The organism is Microbacterium sp. NPDC056003, assembly GCF_042274785.1.
Taxonomy (GTDB): domain Bacteria; phylum Actinomycetota; class Actinomycetes; order Actinomycetales; family Microbacteriaceae; genus Microbacterium.
Window position 1 is genome coordinate 166846 of the sequence record NZ_JBHJXQ010000001.1, and the last position, 22759, is coordinate 189604.

Here is a 22759-nt window from a genome sequence, read left to right on the forward strand (position 1 = left end):
GAGCCTAATCCGGCCGCGGGGGCCTCCCGAGGCGGGGCCGTGCCCCGCGCCGCCCGGACGGTCGCTACGCTCGGGACCATGACCTCTTCCTCCCCCTCGACCGGCCTGCGCTGGGGCATCCTCGGACCGGGCGGCATCGCCCGCGCGTTCGCCTCCGATCTGCGCACCGCCGGCCTCGACCTCGTCGCGGTCGGATCCCGCAGCGCCGACTCGGCCGGCGCCTTCGCCGCCGACTTCGAGGTCGCCCATGCGCACGGGTCGTACGACGCCCTCGTCTCCGACCCGGATGTCGACATCGTCTACATCGCGACGCCGCACCCGTTCCACGCGGAGCAGGCGATCCTGGCGCTGGAGCACGGGAAGCACGTGCTCGTCGAGAAGCCGTTCACACTCACCGGCGTCGAAGCCGCCCGCGTGCGCGACGTGGCCGCAGAGCGGGGTCTGCTCGCGATGGAGGCGATGTGGACGCGCTATCTGCCGCATATGGCGCGCATCCGCGAGATCGTCGCCTCGGGCGCGCTCGGCGACATCCGGATCGTGATGGCCGACCACACCCAGAAGATCTCGACCGACCCGGCCCACCGCCTGAACGCCCTGGAGCTCGGCGGCGGAGCGCTGCTCGACCTCGGCATCTATCCGATCTCGTTCGCGTGGGACATCCTGGGCGAACCGCTCGCCATCACCGCGTCGGCGCGGCTCGGCGAGACCGGCGCCGACTCCGAGGTGGCGACGATCATGTCGCACGCCTCCGGCGCCCTGTCCACCTCGATCTCGGGATCGCGCTCCGCGGGTCCGAACACCGCCTCGATCATCGGCACCGAGGCCCGCATCGACATCGCCTCGGTCTGGTACAACGCGACGTCCTTCCGCCTCATCGCGCCCGACGGCAGGACGCTCGAGGAGTACGCGTCCGCGATCACCGGCCGTGGCATGCAGTTCCAGGCGCTCGCCGCGGAACGCCTCGTGGCCGCAGGGCTGACCGACAGCGATGTGCTGCCGATCGACGAGACCGTGGCGATCATGTCGACGCTCGACGAGATCCGCGAGCTCATCGGCGTGCGCTACCCCGGCGAGGAGTGACATGACCGACCTGCAGAACGCCCGCGTCGCCGTCTATCTGGACTTCGACAACATCGTCATGAGCTGGTACGACCGCGTGCACGGCAAGAACTCCTACTCGCGCGACCGGCAGAAGATCATGTCGGATGCCGAGGACCCGGCCGTCGCCGAGCGTCTCGCCGCCGCCATGATCGACGTCGGGGCGATCATCGACTACGCCACGTCGTTCGGCACACTCGTGCTCACCCGCGCGTACGCCGACTGGTCGTCGCCCGTGAACGCGGTCTACCGTTCGCAGCTCGTCGCCCGCGCGGTGGACCTCGTGCAGCTGTTCCCCGCCGCGGCGTACGCGAAGAACGGCGCCGACATCCGACTCGCCGTCGACGCCGTGGAGGACATGTTCCGCCTCCCCGACCTCACACACGTGGTGATCGTCGCCGGTGACTCGGACTACGTGCCGCTCGCCCAGCGCTGCAAGCGCCTCGGCCGCTTCGTCGTGGGCGTCGGCGTCGCGGGGTCGACGGCGAAGTCGCTCGCCGCGGCGTGCGACCAGTTCGACTCGTACGACGCCCTGCCCGGCGTCGCCGCGCCCGAGCCGACGAAGAAGGACAAGGACGACTCGACGCCCTCGCGCCGGCGGTCCCGCAAGGCCGCCGCGCCCGATCCGGTCGAGGCGCTCCTCGAGCGTGCGCTGCGGCTGGAGAGCGACAAGGCGGACGTCGAATGGCAGCACGCCTCGGAGGTTAAGAGCCTCATCAAGCGGCTCGATCCGGCGTTCAGCGAGAAAGCGCTGGGCTACAAGAGCTTCACGGAGTTCGTGCGCGCGCACCCCGCTGTCGCCGAGATGGACGACTCCGGCAACATCGTGCTCATCCGCCTCGCCGCCGACCGCGCGTAGTCGTCCGCCATACGTGAGGACATTCTCACCCGACATCCTTGAAACCTGAATCCTCCTTCATGTAGCGTCGCCCCGGCGGCCTTCCGGCCGCATCGCGCTCTACGAGGAGGTATCAGCGCATGGCATCAGCCACGGCATCCCCCGACAAGCAGTCCAGTCTGCGCAGGGTCGTCACCGCATCGATGGCGGGCACCGTCGTCGAGTGGTACGAGTTCTTCCTGTACGCCACCGCGGCAACACTGGTCTTCAACGTCGTCATGTTCCCGCCGTCGGACGACCCGTACACCCCGATCATCGCCGCGCTCACGACGTACGCCATCGGCTTCATCGCGCGTCCGCTCGGCGGCATCGTGTTCGGGCATTTCGGCGACAAGTACGGCCGCAAGAAGCTCCTGCAGCTCGCGATCATCCTCGTGGGCGTCGCGACGTTCCTGATGGGCTGCCTCCCGACGTTCGACCAGGTCGGCTACTGGGCCGTCGGGCTCCTGCTCTTCCTGCGCTTCGCCCAGGGCTTCGCCGTCGGCGGCGAGTGGGGCGGCGCCGTCCTGCTGGTCTCCGAGCACTCCCCCGACCGCTCACGCGGCTTCTGGGCGTCGTTCCCCCAGGCCGCCGTGCCGCTCGGAAACCTGCTCGCGACCGTGGTGCTGCTCGTCCTGAGCAACACGCTCTCGCCCGAGGCGTTCCTCTCGTGGGGCTGGCGCGTGGCCTTCTGGCTCTCCGTCGTGATCGTCGCCGTCGGGTACTACATCCGCACGCGGGTAACCGACGCCCCGATCTTCACGGAGGCGCAGAAGCAGGCCGAGGAGTCGCAGCACACGCGCTACGGCGTGGTCGAGGTCATCAAGCGCTACCCCCGCGGCGTGCTCACGGCCATGGGCCTGCGCTTCGCCGAGAACATCATGTACTACCTCGTCGTGACGTTCTCGATCGTCTACCTGCGCACCGCGCTGCAGCTCGACGTCGCCGCGATCCTCGGCTACCTCGTCATCGCGCACATCGTGCACATGGTGGTGATCCCGCTGGTCGGCGCGCTCACCGACCGCGTCGGCCGCAAGCCGGTGTACTTCGCCGGAACCGTCCTGGCTGCGGCGTGGGGCTTCATCGCGTTCCCGATGTTCGACACGCGCGACCCGATCATCATCATCGTGGCGATCTGCCTCGGCCTGATGATCCACGCGCTCATGTACGCCCCGCAGCCGGCGATCATGTCGGAGATGTTCCCGACGCGCATGCGCTACTCCGGGGTCTCGCTGGGCTACCAGGTCACGTCGATCGTGGCGGGGTCGCTCGCGCCGATCATCGCGACCGCTCTGCTGCAGCAGTACGGCACGTGGCAACCGGTGGCGGTGTACCTCGCGATCGCCGCGGCGATCACGCTCGTCGCCGTCGTCTCCATGCGCGAGACGAAGGGATCGTCGCTCCACGACCTCGATCGCGTCGACGAGGAGCGGCTGACCGCCGACCGCGCCGCGGTGTGAGAACCGAGCGGATGCCTCGTTCCCTTGCGACGAGGCATCCGCTCCTCTCTGCCCGAAGGGCCCCCGACGAATGCCCGGAGCCGCCCCTGATCTGGGGAATCACGCGTCGGGTACAGTGTGGTTCGTGGCACGCCGCAACCCGCCTCCCGGCTCGCAGACCTCGCTCCGCGAGGCCAATCGCGCGCGCCTGGTCGAGTCGCTCAAGCGCCACGGCCGCCTGACCCAGGTCGAGCTCGCCGGCTCGACGGGCCTGTCCCCCGCGACGGTGTCGAACATCGTCAAGGAGCTCACCGCCTCCGGCCTGCTGCACACCTCGTTCACGTCGCGCAGCGGTCGCCGCGCGACGCTGGTGTCGCTGGCCCGCCAGCTCGGACTCGTCGCCGGCGTGCACTTCAGCTCGCGCCAGCTGCACATCGCGATCGCCGACACGGCGCGCGCGATCGTGACGCAGTCGTCGCTCCCGCTCGCCCTCGATCATCGCCACGACGCAGAGCTCGATCGTCTCAGCCTGCTGCTCGGCGACATGATGGAGTCGCTCGGGGGCTCGCTGTCCGACCTGCTCGCGGTCGGCATGGCCCTCCCCGCCCCCATCGATCCCCGCACCGGCATGGTGTCGACCCCCGGGCTGCTGCGCGGCTGGGAGGGCGTCGACGTCGCGGAGAGTCTCTCCGCGCGCAGCGGGCGGCCCGTCTACGTCGACAGCGAGGCCAACCTCGGTGGCCTCGCCGAGGCCCGCGAAGGCAGCGGGCGCGAGGCATCCTCGTCGGTGTTCATCCGTGTCGGGCACACCATCAGCGCCGGCCTCATCGTGGGCGGCGACCTCTTCCGCGGCGTCAACGGCAAGGCCGGCCAGATCGGCCACGTCACGATCGACGAGAACGGGCCGATCTGCCGGTGCAGCAATCGCGGCTGCCTCGAGACCTACGCGGGCGGTCCCGCGCTGCTGTCGCTGTTCCCCGCCGGTGAAGGCATGCAGCGGCTCGGCGATCTGCTCCAGGCCGCCGAGGCGGGCGACGGCAGCTCGCGCCGGGTCATCGCCGACGCCGGACGCCACATCGGCATCGCCGCGGCGAGTCTGTGCAATCTCTTCGACCCCGAGCTGATCGTCATGGGCGGCGAGCTGGCCCAGGCGGGCGAGATCCTCATGGCGCCCATGCGGCATTCGCTCGAGCGCACCGCGCTGCCCTCTGCCGGCGGACTGCCCGAGATCGTCGGCGCCTCGTTCGGCGAATGGGCCGAGACCCGCGGCGCCATCGCCATCGCCCTCGACCACGTGACGGTGGATGCGCAAGCACTCCCCCATTCGGCGTAGGGCGTGGCGATGTCGAGATCAGGACGCGAGGTTCTGAGGAAGGCGCTCGGGCGCGCGGCGGTCATGACGGCGCTGCTGCTCGCGGTCACGGGCGGCGCCGCCGGGTGCTCGGACTCCCACCCCGGACCTTCGCCGAGCAGCGGATCCGACTCCATCGCCCTCCTGCTCCCCGACGCCAAGACGGCGCGCTACGAGACGTTCGACCGGCCGTTCTTCGAGGCGCGCGTCGCCGAACTCGGCGACTACGACGTGCTGTACTCCAACGCCGACCAGGACGCCGCGAAGCAGCAGCAGCAGGCGGAGTCCGCCCTCACTGCGGGCGCCGGCGTGCTCGTCCTCGACGCCGTCGACGCCAACGCCGCCGTCAGCATCGTGCGCTCCGCGAACGCCAAGGGCGTGCCCGTCATCTCGTACGACCGGCTCATCGCCGGGGGCGACCTCGCGTACTACGTCTCGTTCGACAACGAGAAGGTCGGCGAGCTGCAGGCCGCGGAGTTCGTCGACGCGGTCGAGGATGCCGGGGGCGGCGGCATCCTGATGGTCAACGGGTCGCCGACCGACAGCAACGCCGCCCAGTTCCGCGAGGGCGCGCACCGCCTCATCGACGCGAGCGGGCTCGACGTCCTTGCCGAGTACGACACCCCCGACTGGAGCCCCGACAAGGCGCAGGCGTGGGTCGCGGCGCAGATCGCGCAGTACGGCGACGAGATCGTCGGCGTCTACGCGGCCAACGACGGCACGGCGGGTGGCGCGGTGGCGGCGTTGAAGGCGGCGAACGTCGAACCGTTCCCCGTCGTGACCGGTCAGGACGCCGAGCTGTCGGCGCTGCAGCGGATCATCACTGGCGACCAGCACATGACGGTCTACAAGGCGATCAAGCCGCAGGCGGAGCTGGCCGCCGAGGTCGCGGTCGCCCTGCTGAACGGGGAGGAGGTGACGGCGCCCATGCGCGTCGACGGCGTGCCGACGACCCTGCTCGATCCCGTGGCGGTGACCGTCGACAACATCCTCGAGACCGTCGTCGCCGACGGGTTCTGGACCGTGGCCGACATCTGCACTCCGCAGTACGTCGATGCGTGCGAAGCCGCAGGCATCGGGTAAGGTCCTGACCTTGGCGAGGAGGGCATGAGCGGATGTCGACGACACAGCCGCGGGCGGGACGCTCGCGCGAGCGCGTGCTCACCATGCGCGGCATCGGGAAGCACTTCGGCGCGGTCAAAGCGCTCACCGACGTGGACTTCTGGGTCAACGAGGGCGAGGTGGTCGCGCTCGTCGGCGACAACGGCGCCGGCAAGTCGACGCTCGTGAAGGTGCTCGCCGGTGTGCACGCGCCCGACACCGGCACGATCGAGTTCGATGGTGCGCTCGTCGACATCCCGAGTCCCGCCGACGCGCAGGATCTCGGGATCGCCACGATCTTCCAGGACCTCGCCCTGTGCGACAACCTCGACGTCGTCGCCAACCTGTGGCTCGGGCGCGAGCTGCGCGACGGCCTGGGACTCGACGAGGTCGACATGGAGCAGCGCACGTGGACGCTTCTGCGGGAGCTGTCCGCCAAGATCCCCTCCGTGCGCATCCCGGTGGCGTCGCTGTCGGGCGGCCAGCGCCAGACCGTCGCGATCGCCCGGTCGCTCATCGGCGATCCGCGCATCGTGATCCTCGATGAGCCGACGGCCGCCCTCGGCGTCGCGCAGACCGCCGAGGTGCTGAACCTCATCGAGCGTCTGCGCGAGCGCGGGCACGGGGTGATCCTCATCAGTCACAACATGGCCGACGTCATGGCCGTGGCGGATCGCGTGGTGGTGCTGCGCCTGGGTCGCAACAACGGGGTCTACAACGTCGCCGAGGTCACCAGCGAGATGCTCATCGCCGCGATCACCGGCGCCGCCGACAATTCGGCGGGGCGCTCGGCCGCCGAGCGGAGCGTGACGAGCGCGTCGCCCACGGAGGCGCCCGTCGAAGGAGAGCCCGCCGACGACGACGGGCCGGCCGCCGAGATCATCCGCATGCCGCGCTCGCGGCCGCGTCGTCCGTCGACGCCGAAGGACGGTCGTCCGTGAGCCGCGATCAGCATCCGCTCGCAGCGGGCACCGACGCCGACCCGCGGCTGCTGAGCGTCGCGGGCCTGCGGGGAGCGGTCGAGTCCCTGTTCGCGCGCATCCGCGGAGGCGACCTCGGAGCTGCGCCCGTGGTGGGCGGGCTCATCGTCATCTGGCTGATCTTCCAAGCGCTCAATCCGGTCTTCCTCTCGAGCGAGAACCTCGTCAATCTGACGATGCAATGCGCTGCGATCGGCACGATCGCGCTCGGGGTGGTGCTCGTTCTGCTGCTGGGCGAGATCGACCTGTCCGTGGGGTCGGTGTCGGGCCTCGCGGCCGCCGTCCTGGCCGTCAGCTTCGTGCAGCTGAACTGGCCCCTCGTGCTCGCACTCGTGGCCGCCATCGGCATCGGATGCCTCGTCGGTCTCCTCTACGGCTTCCTGTACACCCGCTTCGGGCTCCCCAGCTTCGTGATCACACTCGCGGGGCTCCTCGGGTTCCTCGGGCTCCAGCTGTGGGTGCTCGGCGACACCGGCACAATCGGGCTCCCGTTCGATTCGTGGATCGTCGAGTTCGCGCAGGACTGGTTCCTGCCCCACTGGGCCGCCTATCTTCTCGTGGTCCTCTCGGTGGGCGCCTACGCGTGGGTGCTGCTGCGCCGCGCGCGGCGGCGCGCGGCCGCCAACCTCGTGAGCCAGAGCAACCTCGACATCGGCTTGCGCAGCGGGGGGCTGCTGGTGTTCCTGCTGTCGACCGCGTGGTACCTGAACCTCCACCGCGGTGTCGGCGTGATGTTCGTCTTCTTCATCGCGCTCGTCGTGGTCATGAACCTGGTGCTCACGCGTACGCGCTGGGGCCGCGCCGTGTACGCGGTCGGCGGCTCCGTCGAGGCCGCGCGGCGCGCCGGCATCCGGGTCGACCGCATCTACCTCTCGGTGTTCGCGATGTGCTCGATGCTCGCCGCCGTCGGAGGCATACTCGCCGCGGCGCGGCTGGCTTCGGCCGGTCAGAGTTCGGGAACCGGCGATGTCAATCTCAACGCGATCGCCGCGGCCGTCATCGGCGGTGCGAGCCTCTTCGGCGGCCGCGGGTCGGCCTTCTCCGCACTGCTCGGGATCATCGTCATCCAGTCCATCTCGTCGGGCCTCACGCTGCTGACGCTGGACTCCTCCGTGCAGTTCATGATCACCGGCGTCGTGCTCGTGCTGGCGGTCATCGTCGACTCGATCTCGCGGCGCACGCGCGCCGCGACAGGTCTGGCCTGACGCCCGTCTGCCTTCAGAGCACAAAGCCGTCGTCGTATCGTTTCGATCCTCGTGCACGAAACGCTGTGCGAAATGTCTCGGTGCAACCGTTCCCACGAGCATTGTGCACGAAAGTTTTCGAACCGTCCGTGGGCGAACGCTTTCTCACCGCATCGAAGGAGCGGCGTTGCCAAAGCGTTACGTTCAAGACTTGACGCCAAGAATCCTCCCCGAAATGATCGCTTCAAGCGCGAAGTGCGTCAGGGACGATCCTGGGGCTCGCGCACTTCAATGACGAAAGGCGAATGATGAAGAAGTCTTCACTCCTCACCGTGGCCGCCCTCACGGGCGCCGCCGCAGTGATGCTCGCGGGCTGCGCCGGCGGCTCCGGTGGGACCCCGACCGACGGCGGCGACGACGGCGGCGAGGCCACCGGCGGCCGCGCATGTGTGATCCTCCCCGACGCGGCATCCTCGCCCCGCTGGGAGAACTTCGACCGCAAGTACCTTCAGGAGGGTCTGGAGGGCGCGGGCTTCGAGGTCGACATCCAGAACGCGCAGGGTGATGTCGCCAAGTTCGCGACCATCGCGGACCAGCAGCTCACTCAGGGCTGCGGCGTCATGCTGCTCGTCGACTACCAGGGTGCGGCCGAGGCCGTCGCCACCAAGGCCAAGGCCGAGGGCATCCCGGTGATCGCCTACGACCGCCCGTTCGCGGGCGCCGACTACTACGTGTCGTTCGACAACGTCGAGGTCGGCCGCCTGCAGGGGCAGACGGTGCTCAACGGCCTGGAAGCCGCGGGTGTGGACCCGGCCGCGGCGACCGTCGTGTACATCGGCGGCGACCCCACCGACGGCAACGCGAAGATGTTCCACGACGGAGCGGTCGAGGTCATGGAGGCCGCGGGGATCGAGCCGGCGGCCGAGCCGCCGGGGGCGTGGGACCAGGCGAAGTCGCAGACCAACTTCGAGCAGGCCCTCACCAGCCTGAACGGCCAGGTCGACGGCGTCTGGGCCGCCAATGACACCAACGCCGCCGGTGTCATCAAGGTGCTGCAGGACAACAACCTCGAAGGCGTCGCCGTGTCGGGTCAGGACGCGAACGTCGCGGGTCTGCAGAACATCCTGCTCGGCTGGCAGACGGCCACGGTCTACAAGCCGGTCGCCGACGAGGCCAGCGCCGCCGTCGACACCGCCATCGCCCTGCTCAACGGAGAGACCGTCGAGACCGACGCCGAACTGGAGGACGGCACGCCGTACATCCAGGTGACGCCGGTGCTCGTCGGCCCGAACGAGGTCAAGGACGTCATCGCCGCAGGCGACGCCGCCTACGACGACGTGTGCACGCCGGAAGTCATGGCCGCATGCGAGGAGTTCGGGGTCACCGCCGAGTAATCTGTCGGGCAAGAGCCGCGAGGGCGTCGCGTCATCACGGACGCGACGCCCTTGCGCGCTCGCACCGACACTCTGCAAGGAAGCGAGTATGTCAGACACGATCACAGCCACAGAGCCGATCATCGAATTGGTCGGCGTCAAGAAGTCCTTCGGCCCTGTCAGCGTTCTCAAGGGCGTCGACCTCAAGGTGTACCCGGGTAAGGTGACCGCCCTGGTCGGCGACAACGGCGCCGGCAAGTCCACGCTCATCAAGGGCCTCGCCGGAGTGCAGCCGTACGACGAGGGCGAAGTCCTCATCGACGGCACCCACCGCGACCTGCACGCGCCGAGGGACGCCTCGGGACTCGGAATCGAGGTCGTCTACCAGGACCTCGCCCTGTGCGACAACCTCGACATCGTCCAGAACATGTTCCTCGGCCGCGAAGAGACCTCGATCGGCACGTTCGACGAGGGGCGCATGGAGAAGGAGGCGTCCGACACGCTGCGCTCCCTCTCGGTGCGCACGGTCAAGTCGGTGCGGCAGAAGGTGTCGAGCCTCTCGGGCGGACAGCGGCAGACCGTCGCGATCGCTCGGGCGGTGCTGAAGAAGGCCCGGGTCGTCATCCTCGACGAGCCCACGGCCGCCCTCGGCGTGGCCCAGACGGAGCAGGTGCTGAATCTGGTCAAGCGGCTCAGCGAACAGGGGGTCGCGGTGATCCTCATCAGCCACAACCTCGCCGATGTGTTCGAAGTGGCCGACGACATCGCCGTCCTGTATCTGGGCCAGATGGTGGCGCAGATCCCGGTCAGCGAGACCACCCGCGACGACGTCGTCGGGTACATCACCGGCACCAAGACCCTGGGCGGCGTCAGCATCGTCGACACGTCCACGCTTCGCACCGAGGAGGGGGCGCTATGAGCAGCAATGCGACACGCACGGAGGCCGCTCCCGATCCGCTCGCGAGCGACCTGATCGGGAGTGGCGTCGAGGGCGGCGTCGTCGACCAGGCACGAGCCTGGTGGCAGCGCGTGCGCAGCGGCGACATGGGCGCGCTGCCCGCCATCGGCGGGCTCGTCGTCCTCGGCATCCTGTTCACGGCCCTGAGCCCGTTCTTCCTCACCGAGCGCAACTTCGCCAACCTCCTGAATCAGGCGGCGACGCTGGTCGTGCTGGGCATGGCACTCGTCTTCGTGCTGCTGCTCGGCGAGATCGACCTCTCGGCGGGTGTCACCGGCGGAGTCGGGATGGCGCTGTTCGTCGTGCTGAACTCGCAGTTCGACGTCCCGTGGCCCCTGGCCCTTCTGCTGGGCTTCGGGTTCGGCTTCCTGATCGGGGCCTTCATCGGCTTCTTCGTGGCGAGAGTCGGGATCCCGTCGTTCGTCGTCACGTTGGGCCTGTTCCTCGGTCTGCAGGGACTCGCGCTCGTGATCATCGGGCCGGGCGGTCTGTTCCGGGTGGAGGTGCCCGAGCTCATCGCTCTGCAGAACGGCAATCTCCCGGTGTGGGGCGGCTGGGCGATGCTCGCGATCATGCTGATCATCTCGGCTGCGACGTCGTTCTGGGACCGCGCGCGCCGCACCCGCGCCGGCGTGCCGAATCGGGCGATCTCGCTGGTGTTCATCAAGCTCGCCGTCATCGCCGTTCTCGGCGGCACCGTCGTGTACATCTTGAACCAGGACCGCGGCCAGTCCGTCAACGCGGTGCAGGGCGTGCCGAACGTCGTGCCGATCGTGCTCGTGATCCTCTGGGTCGGCACGTTCGCGCTGGACCGCACGAAGTTCGGCCGGTACATCTACGCGATCGGCGGCAACGCCGAGGCGGCACGCCGGTCGGGTGTCAAGGTCCGCTGGATCAAGTGGTGGGCGTTCGTGATCTGCTCGAGCCTCGCGGTCTTCTCGGCTCTGCTCAGCGTCTCGCGCGTGGGAACGGTCGATGCCACGGTCGGTCGCGACATCGTGCTGAGCGGCGTCGCGGCGGCCGTGGTCGGCGGCGTGAGCCTCTTCGGAGGCAAGGGGCGCCTGATGCACGCCGCCATCGGTGCGCTCGTGATCGCGACCATCACGAACGGCCTGGCACTGCTGAACCTGCCTGCGGGCGTCAACCTGCTCGTCACGGGTGGCGTGCTGATCCTCGCAGCCACCGTCGACGCCGTCTCCCGCCTGCGGGGCAACGGCGTGCGCACCTAGCGGTTCTCACCGTCGGAAGGCGTCGGGCGCGGCATCCGCCCCGGCGCCTTCCGTCGTTCGCGGAGCCGTGTCAGGACGCTGCGATGATCTCGTCCACCCACGCCGGCACGAGGTCGCCCGCGCGGCCGGCGCGGGCGTCGTCGAACGGGACGACCGCGTCGCTCGCCACGAGGTTCAGTTCGACGGTGCGCGCTCCGAACGCCGCCGCGAGCGCGACATACCCGGCCGCCGGGTACACGGCACCGGAGGTGCCGATCGACGCGAACACGTCGCAGGCGACGACGGCCTGCTCGATCCGGTCGAGACCGTAGGGCAGCTCACCGAACCAGACGACGTCGGGGCGCAGCATCCGCTCGCCGCAGACCGGGCACGGCGGTCGCGGCGAGAGGTCGGCGTCCCACACCGGTCGAGCCCCGCAGGCCAGGCACAGGGCGCGCCGCAGCTCACCGTGCATGTGCACGAGGTTGCGCGTGCCCGCCCGCTCGTGGAGGTCGTCGACGTTCTGCGTGACGACCAGGAGCTCCTCCCCCAGCGCGGCTTCGAGGCGGGCCAGAGCGAGGTGGGCGGCATTGGGGTGGACGGATGCCACGGCACGCCGTCGCGCGTCGTAGAACGCCTGCACGGTGCCGGGGTCGCGCTCGAAGGCCTCGGGAGTCGCGACGTCCTCGATCCGGTGTCCCTCCCACAGCCCGTCGGCGTCGCGGAAGGTGGGCACGCCGCTCTCGGCCGAGATCCCAGCGCCGGTGAGGACGACGATGCGCATGGATCCAGTGTGCCCGGCTCCGGGCGTGGAGGGCCCGGGGCGACGCGCGTTCAGGATTGGCTCAGCCGCGCAGGAGCGCGCGCAGCGACGCGATCGTGTCGGTTTCGCCGGGACCCTTGTCGGGCCGATAGCCCTTCACCCGCGCGAAGCGAAGGGCGACTCCGCCCGGATACCTCGTCGATCGCTGCACACCGTCGATCGCGATCTCGACGACGGTCTCGGGCCGCACGTGCACGGCGTACGCGGACCGATGCGTCTCGATCGTCGGGAAATGATCCGTCTGCCAGCGCAAGAGGGCGTCGGTGAGTCCTTTGAACGTCTTGCCGACCATCACGAAGCCGCCCGGATCGCCGTAGGCGCCGTCGGGATCGCGCGCGCCGAGGTGGAGGTTCGACAGCTGCCCGGTGCGACGGCCCGAGCCCCACTCCACCGCGAGCACGACGAGGTCGAAGGTGAGCACGGGTTTGACCTTGAGCCAGCTCTTGCCGCGGCGCCCCGCCGCGTACGCCGAATCGATGCCCTTGACCATCACGCCCTCGTGCCCCGCGGCGAGCGCCTCGCGCGAGAATTCCTCGGCGCGGGCAGGGTCGTCGGTGACGATGCCCGGTATGCGCGACGGCCCCGCGACCCGCTCGAGGACATCGAGCCGCGTGGCGAGCGGCTCGTCGAGCAGGTCTCGTCCGTCGAGGTGGAGAATGTCGAAGAACCAGGGCCGCAGCACCGCCGCGGCGCCGCTCTCGGAGCCGAACCGTGCCATCGTGTCCTGGAAGGGGCGCGGGCCGCCGTCCTCGTCGAGCGACAGCGTCTCGCCGTCGAGGATCACGCGCTCGGCGGGCAGTTCACGCACGGCCTCGACGATCTCGGGCACGCGATGGGTGATGTCGGCGAGGCTGCGGGTGTAGACGCGCACGTCGTCGCCGTCGCGGTGCACCTGGATGCGCGCGCCGTCGAGCTTGTATTCGACGGATGCCGCTCCCCCGAGCGCCCCGAGCGCCTCAGCCGCTGATCCCGCCGTCGAAGCGAGCATCGGCATCACCGGACGCCCCACCTGCAGTCCGACGGCATCCAGCGCCTCGGCCGACCCCGTCAGGGCGAGGTCGGCGGTGGCCCCGAGATCGCCCGACAGCATCGCCGCGCGGCGTACGGCCGCGGCATCCTTCCCCGATGCCTTGGCGACCGCGTCGAGCAGCACGCCCTCGAGCGCACCGGTGCGCAGCTCGCCGAGCATGACCCGGGCGATGAAGTCCCACTCGGCGGCCGTCGCGCGCTCGCTGAGCGCGGTGAGCTCGCTGCGGCGTGCCGCGACCGACCCCGGCCCGTCGGTGGCTGCGAGGCGATCGAGCGCTGCGTCGACGTCGAGGACCGTGAGCGAGGGCTGAGCGGCGTGCGGCGTCTCGAGCGCCGACAGACTGCGCCAGCCGACGCCGAGGCGGCCCTGGCGCGGGCTCGCGGCCAGGAACCCGATCGCCGGCGCCACCTCGTCGCCGGCGAGGCCGCGAAGCACGTCGGCGAGCGCCGCGATCTTCGCGAGGCGCGATGACGTCGCAGCGACGGCTTCGGTCGCCGCGACGACCTCGGTGAGCAGCATGCGGGAATTCTCGCACCCAGTCACGACACCGCGGACGCCCTGGCGCACCCGCGGCCGACCCGCTAGGAGATCCGGCGACGGGTGGTGCCGCGGCGGGCGGTCCGGCCTAGACGACCGCGGCCGGAACCACTCCTGCGCGCAGCACGCCGTCATGCAGCTCGAGCACGCGGTCCGCCCGGAGCATGATCGACGGGTCGTGGGTCGACAGGAGCACGGCGACGCCGTCCTCGTGCGCGATCGAGGCGATGAGGTCGATCATCGTCGCCGCGGTGTGCGAGTCGAGCTGACCGGTGGGCTCGTCCGCGAGCACGATGCGCGGCGAGCCGGCCAGGGCGCGCGCGATGCCGACGCGCTGCTGCTGACCGCCCGAGAGCTCCGCCGGTCGCTGCGTGGCGTGATCGGCCAGGCCGACGCGCTCGAGCAGCCGCGTGACGCGCTCCGACCGTTCGGCCGGCTCGGTGCCGCGGATGCGCATGGGCAGCTCGACGTTCTCTTCGGCGGACAGCGCGCCGATCAGCCCGAACGATTGGAAGACGTAGCCGATGTCGTCGCGCCGCACCGCGTCGACCTGTTTCTCGGGTGCCTCCGTGAGCACGACGTCGCCGACCCGCACCCGGCCGGTGGTCGGCGGCTGGATCCCGCCCAGGACGTGGAGCAGGGTCGTCTTGCCGGCACCCGAGGGCCCCACGAGCACGACGAGCTCACCCGGATGCAGTTCGAGCGACGCGTCCGACAGCGCGTGCACGTCGCCGGCGGGGGTGCGGTGCACGACCGACAGATCGGATGCCTCGAGCACGGGCTCGCTCATGATCCCTCCTCCTGTGATCCCTCGCGACGACTCCGTCGCGTCGCGGGCGCCTCGCCGTCAGCGGGTCCCGGGGTCGCCGGGGTCGCCGCGGGTGGCGTCTGCCGGCCATCGCCCGGCCACACGCCGACGTGGTCGGGATTGAGCTTGAGGCGCACCCTCTCACGCAGCGACAGCTGATGCATGTACTCGGTCGGCAGCTGCAGCCGCCCGACCTTGTCGAGCACGACGAACTCCTCGGCCATGTCATGCTCCCGGCCCTCGTCGTCGGTGTGCGTCCACCGCAGCACCTCGGTGGAGGTGCGCCCGTCGCGGATCTGCACCGTGCGCTGCACGTGCTCCGAGACCGCCGGATCGTGCGTCACGATGAGCGCGGTCGTTCCGAGCTCGCGGTTGACCGTCTCGAACGTCGACAGAACCTCCGCCGACGCATGCTCGTCGAGGTCGCCGGTCGGCTCATCCGCGAGGAGCACGCGCGGGTCGTTCGCCAGAGCGACGGCGATCGCGACACGCTGCTGCTGACCACCCGACAGCTCCGCCGGACGCCGGTCGGCGACATCGGCCACGCCGGCGAGCTCGAGCAGCTCGGTCGCACGCTCGGGATGCTTGCGATCGCCGCCGATCGCCCGCGCGAGCTGCACATTCTCGCGGGCGGACAAGTAGGGCAGCAGGTTGCGTGCGGTCTGCTGCCACACGAAGCCGACCACCTCGCGCCGGTACGTCACGCGGTCGCGCGCCGAGAGCGACGGCAGGTCGCGCCCGGCCACGCGTGCGGAGCCGGCGGTGGGAGCGTCGAGCGCGGAGAGGATCGACAGCAGCGTCGACTTCCCCGAGCCGGACGCGCCGACGAGGGCGACCAACTCGCCGCGGCCGACCACCAGGTCGAGGCCCTGCAGCGCCTGCACCTCGATGTCGGCGACGGCGAAGATCCTCACGAGTCCTTCGCACACGATGTCGGGTTCGGTCATCAGTCCTCCTCGGTTCGGAGCACGGTCGCCATGGACGTCGTGCGCGCGCTGGCCACGCCGCCGACCACGGCGAGGGCGAGCGCGACGACCACGACGGCGATGAGGGTGCCGCTCAGGACGGGGTCGACGGCGATGCTGGGCTGACCGCCGCCGCCGGTGAACGGGCGCAGGTCGATCGAGGTCACGACGAGCAGCGGGAGCAGGGCGCCGAGCACCACGCCGCCCACGAGCGCAGTGACGCCGAGCGGCACGAACTCCCAGGCGACGACGCCGCGGGATCGGGGGCGGTCGAGACCCATGCTGCGCAGCAGCGCGATCACGCGGGAGCGCGCATCACGCGAGACCCCCGCGACGAGCAGGAGAGCGACGACCGACAGCGCCACCGCGACGGCGAGCGCCGACAGGAGCACGAACCGCAGGGCGGAGACCGCCGGGGATGCCTGGATCTCGGCCGTCGACTCCTCGAGGATGCGCGTCGAGTGCGCCGACCCGACGAGGTCGCCGAGCTCGTCGGCGATGGCCGCAGCATCCGCTCCCGGTGCGACGTCGATCATCACCGTGCGCGGGAAGAACCCGAATCCGGTGAGGGCTGCGTAGTCGGCCCGGTCCATCAGCACGAACTTCTCGGATCCGGTGAGGCCCAGCACGCGGTCGAGCGTTCCGACGACGTCGACCGGCGAGGTCACGAACGTGGTCTGCCCCTCCCCCAGGTCCGCGGCGAGCACGCTCGACTCGACGATCTGCACGGGGTCGGATGCGGGCGTGATGAGTCCGGCGGGCAGCGCCCCGACCATGCCGCGCTGCACGGCGGCGAGCGTGTCGACATCGGTCACCGTGACCTGCACGCTCTCACGACCGTCCGGGCCCGCAACCGTGACGTAATCGCCACGCAGAACGCCGACGGCGTCGTCGACGCCCTCCACCGCGCGCATGGAGTCGATCATGTCGTCGTCGAAATAGGGGCCGGCGAGTCGGATGTCGCCACCGACGTCGCGCTGCGCGGCCACCACGGCACCGCGGTCGACGGTGGCGAGCACGAGCGACGAGAACACGGCGATGGCGACGGCGACGAGCATCGCGAGGACGGCCGTGGTGCCCGCCGCGGAGTCGCGCAGGTTGCGCGCCGCACCGACGAGGCCGACGACGCCACGGCCGCGGCGCGCGACCCGGAGGGCCGCGGCGATCGGGATCGGGTGGAGCCGGACGACGATGAGCGCGACGGCGACCGTGGCCAGGAGCGGTGCCGCGACGACGAGGGGATCGATCCCGTCGGTGGCCGATCCGATCCCGCGCAGGAACAGCTGCACGACGGCCACGGCGGCGAGCAGGAGCACCACCGCCTCGGCGATGCGCACCGCCTTGCTGCGCACCGGGGCGTCGAGGTCGGCGCGTCCGCGCTCGAGCAGCGCGGGCCGCAACGTGAAGGCGAGCGCGACGCCCGGCACCACACCGACGGCGACCGCGAGGAGCGTCGGCAGCGGCCCGGCGTCGTTCGGGGTGACGGCGATCGCGCCGATCGCCGCGAGGATCGCGGCGGGGATGCCGAGGATGAGCCCCTCGCCGAACAGCAGCCGACGCAGTCGGGCGAGCGGCGCCCCGCGGGCGGACATGAGTGACAGATCCGCGCGCCGGCGACGGATCATGAGGGCGGCGGCGAGGACGACCAGCGAGACGCTCACCGCGAGCGGGCCGACCGCAGCAACGGCGAGGATCGCGCTCGCGGAGTTCGCCCGGGAGAGCGCGGTCGAGAGCACGTCGACGATCTCGCTCTGGAAGCGCACCCGCAGCTGACCCGTCTCGTCGACGGGGACGCTCGTCGACGTCGCCGCACGCAGCGCGGAGAGGAGCTCGACCGGCTCGGCTCCGAGTGCCGCGCCGCCGTCCACCGGGTACCACGCCTGCAGCTCCGCGCGCAGGGCCGGGACGATCTGCGCCCAGGACTCCGGATGCACCCAGGCGACCGACGTGGCGGTGGGCCGCCGGTTGCCGTCGTCGAACACGGTGGCGATGAGCGAGGTGGGCAGGTGAGCCCATCGATCGGCATCGGGATCGATCGCCGTGACGGTGCCCACGAGCTGGATCTCGACCGCTCCCTCGAGCCAGTCGTCGACCGACGTGACCCGGGTCGACGGCGGTGCGCTGCGCACCTCGCCGACCGGCCACTGCATCGTCGAGGCAGCGACTTGGCTCAGCACGATCTCCACGGGCCCCGTGCCGGTCCACGGCTCGGGCCAGCCGCCGTCGACCAGCTCGACACTCGACTGCATCGCCGGCTCGGCGAACAGCTGCACGATCGAGATGGGCGCCTGCGGGGGAAGGCTCTCGGGGTCGACGCGCAGATCCTGCGCGTACGCGGCGAACTGTGCTTCGCCGACGAGCGGTGCGAGGGCGGGCTCGAGCGAGGCCCGGTTGTCGGCGAGCAGCTGGCCGACCGCGCCGAACACGTCCTCCGCGCCCTCGTCCCAGCCGCCGATGACCTCGGGATCGTTCGCGGAACCGAGGGCCGGCGAGCCGATGAGACTCGCCGACAGGTCGCGCGAGATCGCCGGCATGTCGGAGACCTGGTGGGCGACCTCGGCGCGGACGACTCCGACGAGGGCGCGCGGAGCCGCCGCGATCACGAAGGCCGCGAAGGCGGTGAGCGCGATGATGACGAGGGCTGCGCTGCGAGGCGTCGCAAAGCGGCGACGGGTGAGGGCGGAGAGTCCGGGCGACCTGGTCACTCGTCCTCCCTCATGAGCGGCGCGAGGCGGGCGGGGGCCCGCACGGTCGCGACGATGACCGCGAAGACGCCGACCGCGGCGAGGACCACCAGGAGCAGCACGAGCGGGTCGGCACGCAGCACGATGGGATAGGACTCCGGAACGCTGCCGTACGCGGCGCGCACGAGCGGCGCCACGATGAGCCATGCCGTGGCCGCACCCGCCGCGATGCCCCCCACTGCGCCCATCGCCACCGCGAACAGGTCCTCCTGCGCGCGCAGCCGCGACGCACGGCGACGGCCCAGGCCCATCACGGCGAAGAGGGCGAGCTCGCGCGAATCGGCGCGGCTGCGCGTGCGTCGGAGCACGAGCACGACCACGGCGAGCACCACCGCACCTGCGGCAGCGAGGAAGAAGGCCGCGGCCGTGCCCGCGGCGTTCTCGGCCGATCGCGGATCGGCCACGATCGTCACGGTCTGCGGGAACTCCGCCGAGACGGCCGCCGCGATCGCCCCGGGATCCTCGGTGGACAGCCACACCTGCGTCGGCACGACGTCGAACGGGCTGGCCGTCGAGACGGTGCCGAGATCGACGAGCATCCCCTCGCCGGTGGTCGATCCGGGGAGCACCGGGACCACGTCGACGATCTCGAAGTCCGCCTCGAACTCGGGCTTGATCACCTCGAGCGCGATCGAGTCACCCACCTCGAGGCTCAGCGAGGCAGCCAGCTGCGCGGTGATGACCGTCGGAACCGCGGGGGGGATGCCGGTGGCCACGGCCTGGCTGTAGGGCTGGCCCTCGCTCGCCTCGGGTGCGAACCCGATGCCCGCGTCGGTGACGTCGACGACTCCGGGCGTGCCCGCCGCCGGGCGGAACTCCGTCAGGTCGACGGTGACCCCACCGCTCGAGACCTCGGAGATCTCGCCGCCGCCCGGCACGTGGCCGAGCGGGTGGTAGGCGATCGCGAGGGCCGCGAGCGACCATTCGTCGTCGGAGGGCAGCTCGAATGTGTACGTCTCCTCGTCGCGCACTTCCAGGTCGGTGAACGTGTTGCCGTCGTCGTCTTCGATCACCGAGAGATCGGCGTTGCTGAAGCCGAACGTCGCGACGGCTCCCGCGGAAGAGACCACGGTCGCCCGGCCGTTGAAGGCCGGAGAGCCCTGCGGGATGAGCTCTCCGTCGAACTCGACGGGCTCGCCCGCGGGTGCCACGAGAGTGAGGGAGAACGTGTCGTCCTCGAGCACCGCGCTCGTCTCGGGGAGCGTGAGCTCCGCGCCGAGTGCGGCAGGGTCGATCGTGCCGTCCGCGTCGAGCATGACCGCACCCAGCTGTGGTGCCTGGACAGCGAGGATGGGGATGCGCTGATCGGCGCCCTGCGCGCTCATGGGGCGTGCGAGCATCGCCGCATCGGGCGCGCCGACGGCCGCGACATCCGCTGCCACGACGTCCTCGGGGATCGTGCCGACCTTGAGGTCCGCGCCGACGCGCAGGGCCTCGGGGGCGTCGCCGAGGGCGGTGAGGCTGGCGTGGTAGGCACCTGCCACCGTGATCGTCCCGATCGCGAACGCGACGACCGTGATGGACAGGGCGTGGCGCGCCGGACGACGGGACGCGAGCCGCAACGGGGTCGTCGGCGACACCGCCCGACCGGGCGCGAAGGCCGCGCCGATCGCCCGCGCGATCGGGGTCGCGAGGGCCACGGCGATCAGCGCGGCGAGTCCGAGAGCCAGCGCGGGAGCGACCGCCACGAGTGGATCGAGGGTCGAGCCGCCGTCGCCTCGCTCGACGACCGGGGTTCCGGATTGCACGAACTGCCAGACCGCGAGAGCGGTGACGACCGCCAGCAGCACGATCAGCCCGATGTCGGCCACGGCGCGGGCCCGGGCCGATCCGCGCTCGGCGCCGCGTGCCGTGGCCACCGCGACGACGGTCGCGACCACCGCTGCGATGCCCACCGCGACGGCCGGGGGCACGAGCGCACCCGCGGGCGCGGCACCCCAGATCCCCGCCACGAGCACGCCGAGGAACGCGCCGGCCAGACCGCCCGCCACGGCGACGATCGCCGACTCGAGCGCCGCCAGCCACACCAGGTCGCGCCGGCGCGCACCACGCGCGCGCAGCAGCCGGGTCTCGGACTCGCGCGCCCGGACCGACTCGAGCGCGACGGCGCCGACGACGACGGCCGTCAGCAGACCGAGCAGGCCCAGTGCGACCGCGGTCGGCCCTCGGCGCGCCTCGAGGCCGTCGCCGACGCCGGCGAGCGTGTCGCGCAGGCCGCCCGACTCCTGCGGGCGGTCGCCGGTCGCTTCCTCGACGGCGTCACGCAGACCGGCGAGCCCGTCGACGAGGGCGACCGCCTGCGCCCCGGTGATCCTGTCGAGGTCGGGCGTGAGCACGACTGCACCGTCGTCGGCGGCGATCGCGAGGGCTCCGGCGGCGCCCGCATCCGCAACCGCGTCTGCGGCGGCGTCGGCGACCTCGTCGGCCGAGACCCCGGCGTCGACGGTCAGGACGATACGACCGCGATCACCCGTCGCCGCGGCGAGGGCCGAGCGCGCCTCGCGGGTCTCCACCGTGCCGATGAGGGCGACGACCGCCACGAGGAGCAGCGCGGCGAGCGCGGAGACGACCCCGAGGGTGAGGAGCGGCGTCGCTGCGGCGCGCGCCCGGGCCAGGGCGAAGCGGAGTCCTCCGATCACGCGGCCAGCCTTTGCATTCTGGCACTCTAACCCAGGCGGGCGGCGGCTTCCGCGGCGCTGTCACGCGCCGGGGAGAGGCGCCCGACGACGTCCGCGAGGGCGAGACCGGCCTCGGCATGCGCGAAGCGGTATCCGGCATCCTCCAGCACGCCCGGAAGCACCCAGCGGCTCTTCAGGACGAGCTCCGGCTCGGTGCGCAGCACCCACATCGCGGGCTCGAGCATGAAGCGCCACGCGGGCAGGCCGACGGGCGCGCCGACCAGGCGACGCAGCGTCTCCATCAGCGTGGTGTTGTCGATCGGATCGGGTGCCGCGAGGTTCACCGGTCCCGCGATCTCGGGGTGGTCGCGGATGAAGCGCACACTGCCGACGACGTCGTCGATGTGGATCCAGCTGAAGCGCTGCCGCCCGCGCGAGCGATGCGTCGGCGCCCTGCCGTTGCCGGTCGGGTGCGGGCCGATGCCTCGGTAGCGGCGATGCGGGAACCAGGGCCCGTCGTACTGCGGGCCGCCCAGCCCGAGGCGGGCCAGCCGCACGAGCAGCCGGGTCGCGGGTCCGCCACCGAGGACGATGGCCATGCGCAACGACGCGCGCCGCGTGGCGGGAAGGTCGCCGGCGAAGAACTCCTCCTCCCACGTGCGGGCGACGTCGACCGAGAAGCCCGACCCGAGCTCGCCCTCCGCCTCCGTCTGCGGGCGGTCCATCGCGTAGCGGTAGATGGTGGCGGTGCCGGCATTCAGCCACAGCGCAGGCGGGGCCGCGGCATCCGTCACCGCTTCCCGCAGGAGGCGGGTCGTCTCGACACGGGATCGCAGGATCTCGTCGCGGTTCGCATCGGTGTAGCGGCAGTTCACCGATTTGCCGGCGAGATTGATCAGCAGGTCGGCGCCGTCGACGACGCGCCGCAGGCTCTCAGGATCCGACCAGCGCCCATCCGGTCCGCTGCGGCCGACCAGCCGGACGTCGTAGCCCTCGTCGACGAGCGCGGTCCGCAGCGCACCGCCCACGAAGCCGGAGGCGCCGGCGATCACGGCGACGGGGCGGGTCACCGCGCCGCCGTCCTTCCCGCTCGATGCTCCGGCCGGCTGCTCCACAGCGCCCAGGCCACGAGACCGGGCTGCAGGAGCAGGCGCACGAACCGCGCCCGGTCGGTGCGCATCAGCGGGGCATCGCGGCGGGTTCGCCACTGATGCACGTTCCCCGGGAAGACGGCGACGAAGAAGACCGCGACGATCCAGCCGATGCGTCCGCGCTCGCGTGGGAGTGCGAGGAGCGCGCCTCCCAGCATCAGTTCGACCGCGCCGGATGCCACCACGATCGCGTCTTTGTCGGTGCGCAGCAGCGCCGTCGCCCAATCGGGCACCACGATGCGGTAGCCGCGGCGCCCCCACGTGAGGTGGGATGCCCCGGCGATGAGCAGCAGTGCCGCGAGCACGATGCGCGCCACGACTTTCGGTACGGAATCGGTGCGGGTCGTGGATCGAGCGGTCATCGCGCCCAGTCTCGCATCCCCTGGCCTCGACAGCCGCCGTTCTTCCGCTGGTCATGTTCGCCGCCTACCGTTGAGGTGCGGTCGACCTCGCCGCTGATCACGCGAGTGCGTCGCTGCATCCGCCAGCGCCGTCCACAAGACGGCGCCTGTTC

General features: G+C 71.2%; 18 protein-coding genes. 10 read left to right on the forward strand and 8 right to left on the reverse strand.

Annotated features, from left to right (window positions below; genetic code table 11):
* The first annotated feature begins 78 nt into the window (after positions 1–78).
* The 10 genes from ACFC1W_RS00800 to ACFC1W_RS00845 all read left to right on the forward strand — a co-directional run bounded on the left by ACFC1W_RS00800 (position 79) and on the right by ACFC1W_RS00845 (position 11590).
* Entirely contained in the window at positions 79–1080 is a 1002-nt protein-coding gene (locus tag ACFC1W_RS00800; protein ID WP_375987535.1) for a Gfo/Idh/MocA family protein, read from the forward strand.
* Between the two features lies 1 nt (position 1081).
* Positions 1082–1957 (forward strand): NYN domain-containing protein, encoded by an 876-nt coding sequence (locus tag ACFC1W_RS00805; protein ID WP_375987537.1) that lies wholly within the window; start codon positions 1082–1084, stop codon positions 1955–1957.
* Between the two features lie 119 nt (positions 1958–2076).
* Positions 2077–3435: an MFS transporter gene (locus ACFC1W_RS00810; RefSeq protein ID WP_375987539.1), complete on the forward strand. Its 1359-nt coding sequence runs from the start codon at positions 2077–2079 to the stop codon at positions 3433–3435.
* 124 nt (positions 3436–3559) lie between these two features.
* On the forward strand, positions 3560–4747 hold the full coding sequence (locus ACFC1W_RS00815; protein WP_375987541.1) for an ROK family transcriptional regulator: 1188 nt from the start codon (positions 3560–3562) through the stop codon (positions 4745–4747).
* 9 nt (positions 4748–4756) lie between these two features.
* Positions 4757–5848, forward strand: a complete 1092-nt coding sequence (locus ACFC1W_RS00820; protein ID WP_375987543.1) for a sugar ABC transporter substrate-binding protein — start codon at positions 4757–4759, stop codon at positions 5846–5848.
* A 32-nt stretch (positions 5849–5880) separates the two neighbouring features.
* Positions 5881–6807 carry an ATP-binding cassette domain-containing protein gene (locus ACFC1W_RS00825; protein WP_375987545.1) on the forward strand — a complete coding sequence of 309 codons (927 nt, stop codon included), beginning with the start codon at positions 5881–5883 and terminating at the stop codon, positions 6805–6807.
* A 47-nt stretch (positions 6808–6854) separates the two neighbouring features.
* Positions 6855–8051, forward strand: a complete 1197-nt coding sequence (locus ACFC1W_RS00830) for a sugar ABC transporter permease (RefSeq protein WP_375991355.1) — start codon at positions 6855–6857, stop codon at positions 8049–8051.
* Between the two features lie 287 nt (positions 8052–8338).
* Positions 8339–9424 carry a sugar ABC transporter substrate-binding protein gene (locus tag ACFC1W_RS00835; protein WP_191767131.1) on the forward strand — a complete coding sequence of 362 codons (1086 nt, stop codon included), beginning with the start codon at positions 8339–8341 and terminating at the stop codon, positions 9422–9424.
* Positions 9425–9512: 88 nt separating this feature from the next.
* Positions 9513–10322 (forward strand): ATP-binding cassette domain-containing protein, encoded by an 810-nt coding sequence (locus ACFC1W_RS00840; protein WP_241111289.1) that lies wholly within the window; start codon positions 9513–9515, stop codon positions 10320–10322.
* On the forward strand, positions 10319–11590 hold the full coding sequence (locus ACFC1W_RS00845; protein ID WP_375987548.1) for a sugar ABC transporter permease: 1272 nt from the start codon (positions 10319–10321) through the stop codon (positions 11588–11590). The genes ACFC1W_RS00840 and ACFC1W_RS00845 overlap by 4 nt, the downstream gene beginning before the upstream one ends.
* 70 nt (positions 11591–11660) lie before the next feature.
* Here ACFC1W_RS00845 and ACFC1W_RS00850 read toward each other — a convergent pair whose 3' ends face one another.
* The 8 genes from ACFC1W_RS00850 to ACFC1W_RS00885 all read right to left on the reverse strand — a co-directional run bounded on the left by ACFC1W_RS00850 (position 11661) and on the right by ACFC1W_RS00885 (position 22607).
* Complete coding sequence (locus ACFC1W_RS00850; RefSeq protein ID WP_375987549.1) at positions 11661–12353, reverse strand: NAD-dependent deacylase; 693 nt, start codon at positions 12351–12353, stop codon at positions 11661–11663.
* A gap of 61 nt (positions 12354–12414) precedes the next feature.
* Positions 12415–13941, reverse strand: coding sequence for an ATP-dependent DNA ligase (locus tag ACFC1W_RS00855; protein ID WP_375987551.1), 1527 nt, complete (start codon positions 13939–13941; stop codon positions 12415–12417).
* A gap of 106 nt (positions 13942–14047) precedes the next feature.
* Positions 14048–14749: an ABC transporter ATP-binding protein gene (locus ACFC1W_RS00860; RefSeq protein ID WP_375987553.1), complete on the reverse strand. Its 702-nt coding sequence runs from the start codon at positions 14747–14749 to the stop codon at positions 14048–14050.
* Positions 14746–15714: an ABC transporter ATP-binding protein gene (locus ACFC1W_RS00865; RefSeq protein ID WP_375987555.1), complete on the reverse strand. Its 969-nt coding sequence runs from the start codon at positions 15712–15714 to the stop codon at positions 14746–14748. The genes ACFC1W_RS00860 and ACFC1W_RS00865 overlap by 4 nt, the downstream gene beginning before the upstream one ends.
* On the reverse strand, positions 15714–18437 hold the full coding sequence (locus ACFC1W_RS00870) for an FtsX-like permease family protein (protein WP_375987557.1): 2724 nt from the start codon (positions 18435–18437) through the stop codon (positions 15714–15716). Before ACFC1W_RS00870 ends, ACFC1W_RS00865 begins: the two co-directional genes overlap by 1 nt.
* The gene (locus ACFC1W_RS00875; RefSeq protein ID WP_375987559.1) at positions 18434–21115 is read right to left on the reverse strand and encodes an FtsX-like permease family protein; all 2682 of its coding nucleotides are present in this window, start codon (positions 21113–21115) and stop codon (positions 18434–18436) included. Before ACFC1W_RS00875 ends, ACFC1W_RS00870 begins: the two co-directional genes overlap by 4 nt.
* A gap of 26 nt (positions 21116–21141) precedes the next feature.
* Positions 21142–22164 (reverse strand): epimerase, encoded by a 1023-nt coding sequence (locus ACFC1W_RS00880; RefSeq protein WP_375987561.1) that lies wholly within the window; start codon positions 22162–22164, stop codon positions 21142–21144.
* Entirely contained in the window at positions 22161–22607 is a 447-nt protein-coding gene (locus ACFC1W_RS00885; RefSeq protein ID WP_375987563.1) for a hypothetical protein, read from the reverse strand. Before ACFC1W_RS00885 ends, ACFC1W_RS00880 begins: the two co-directional genes overlap by 4 nt.
* Positions 22608–22759: the final 152 nt, after the last annotated feature.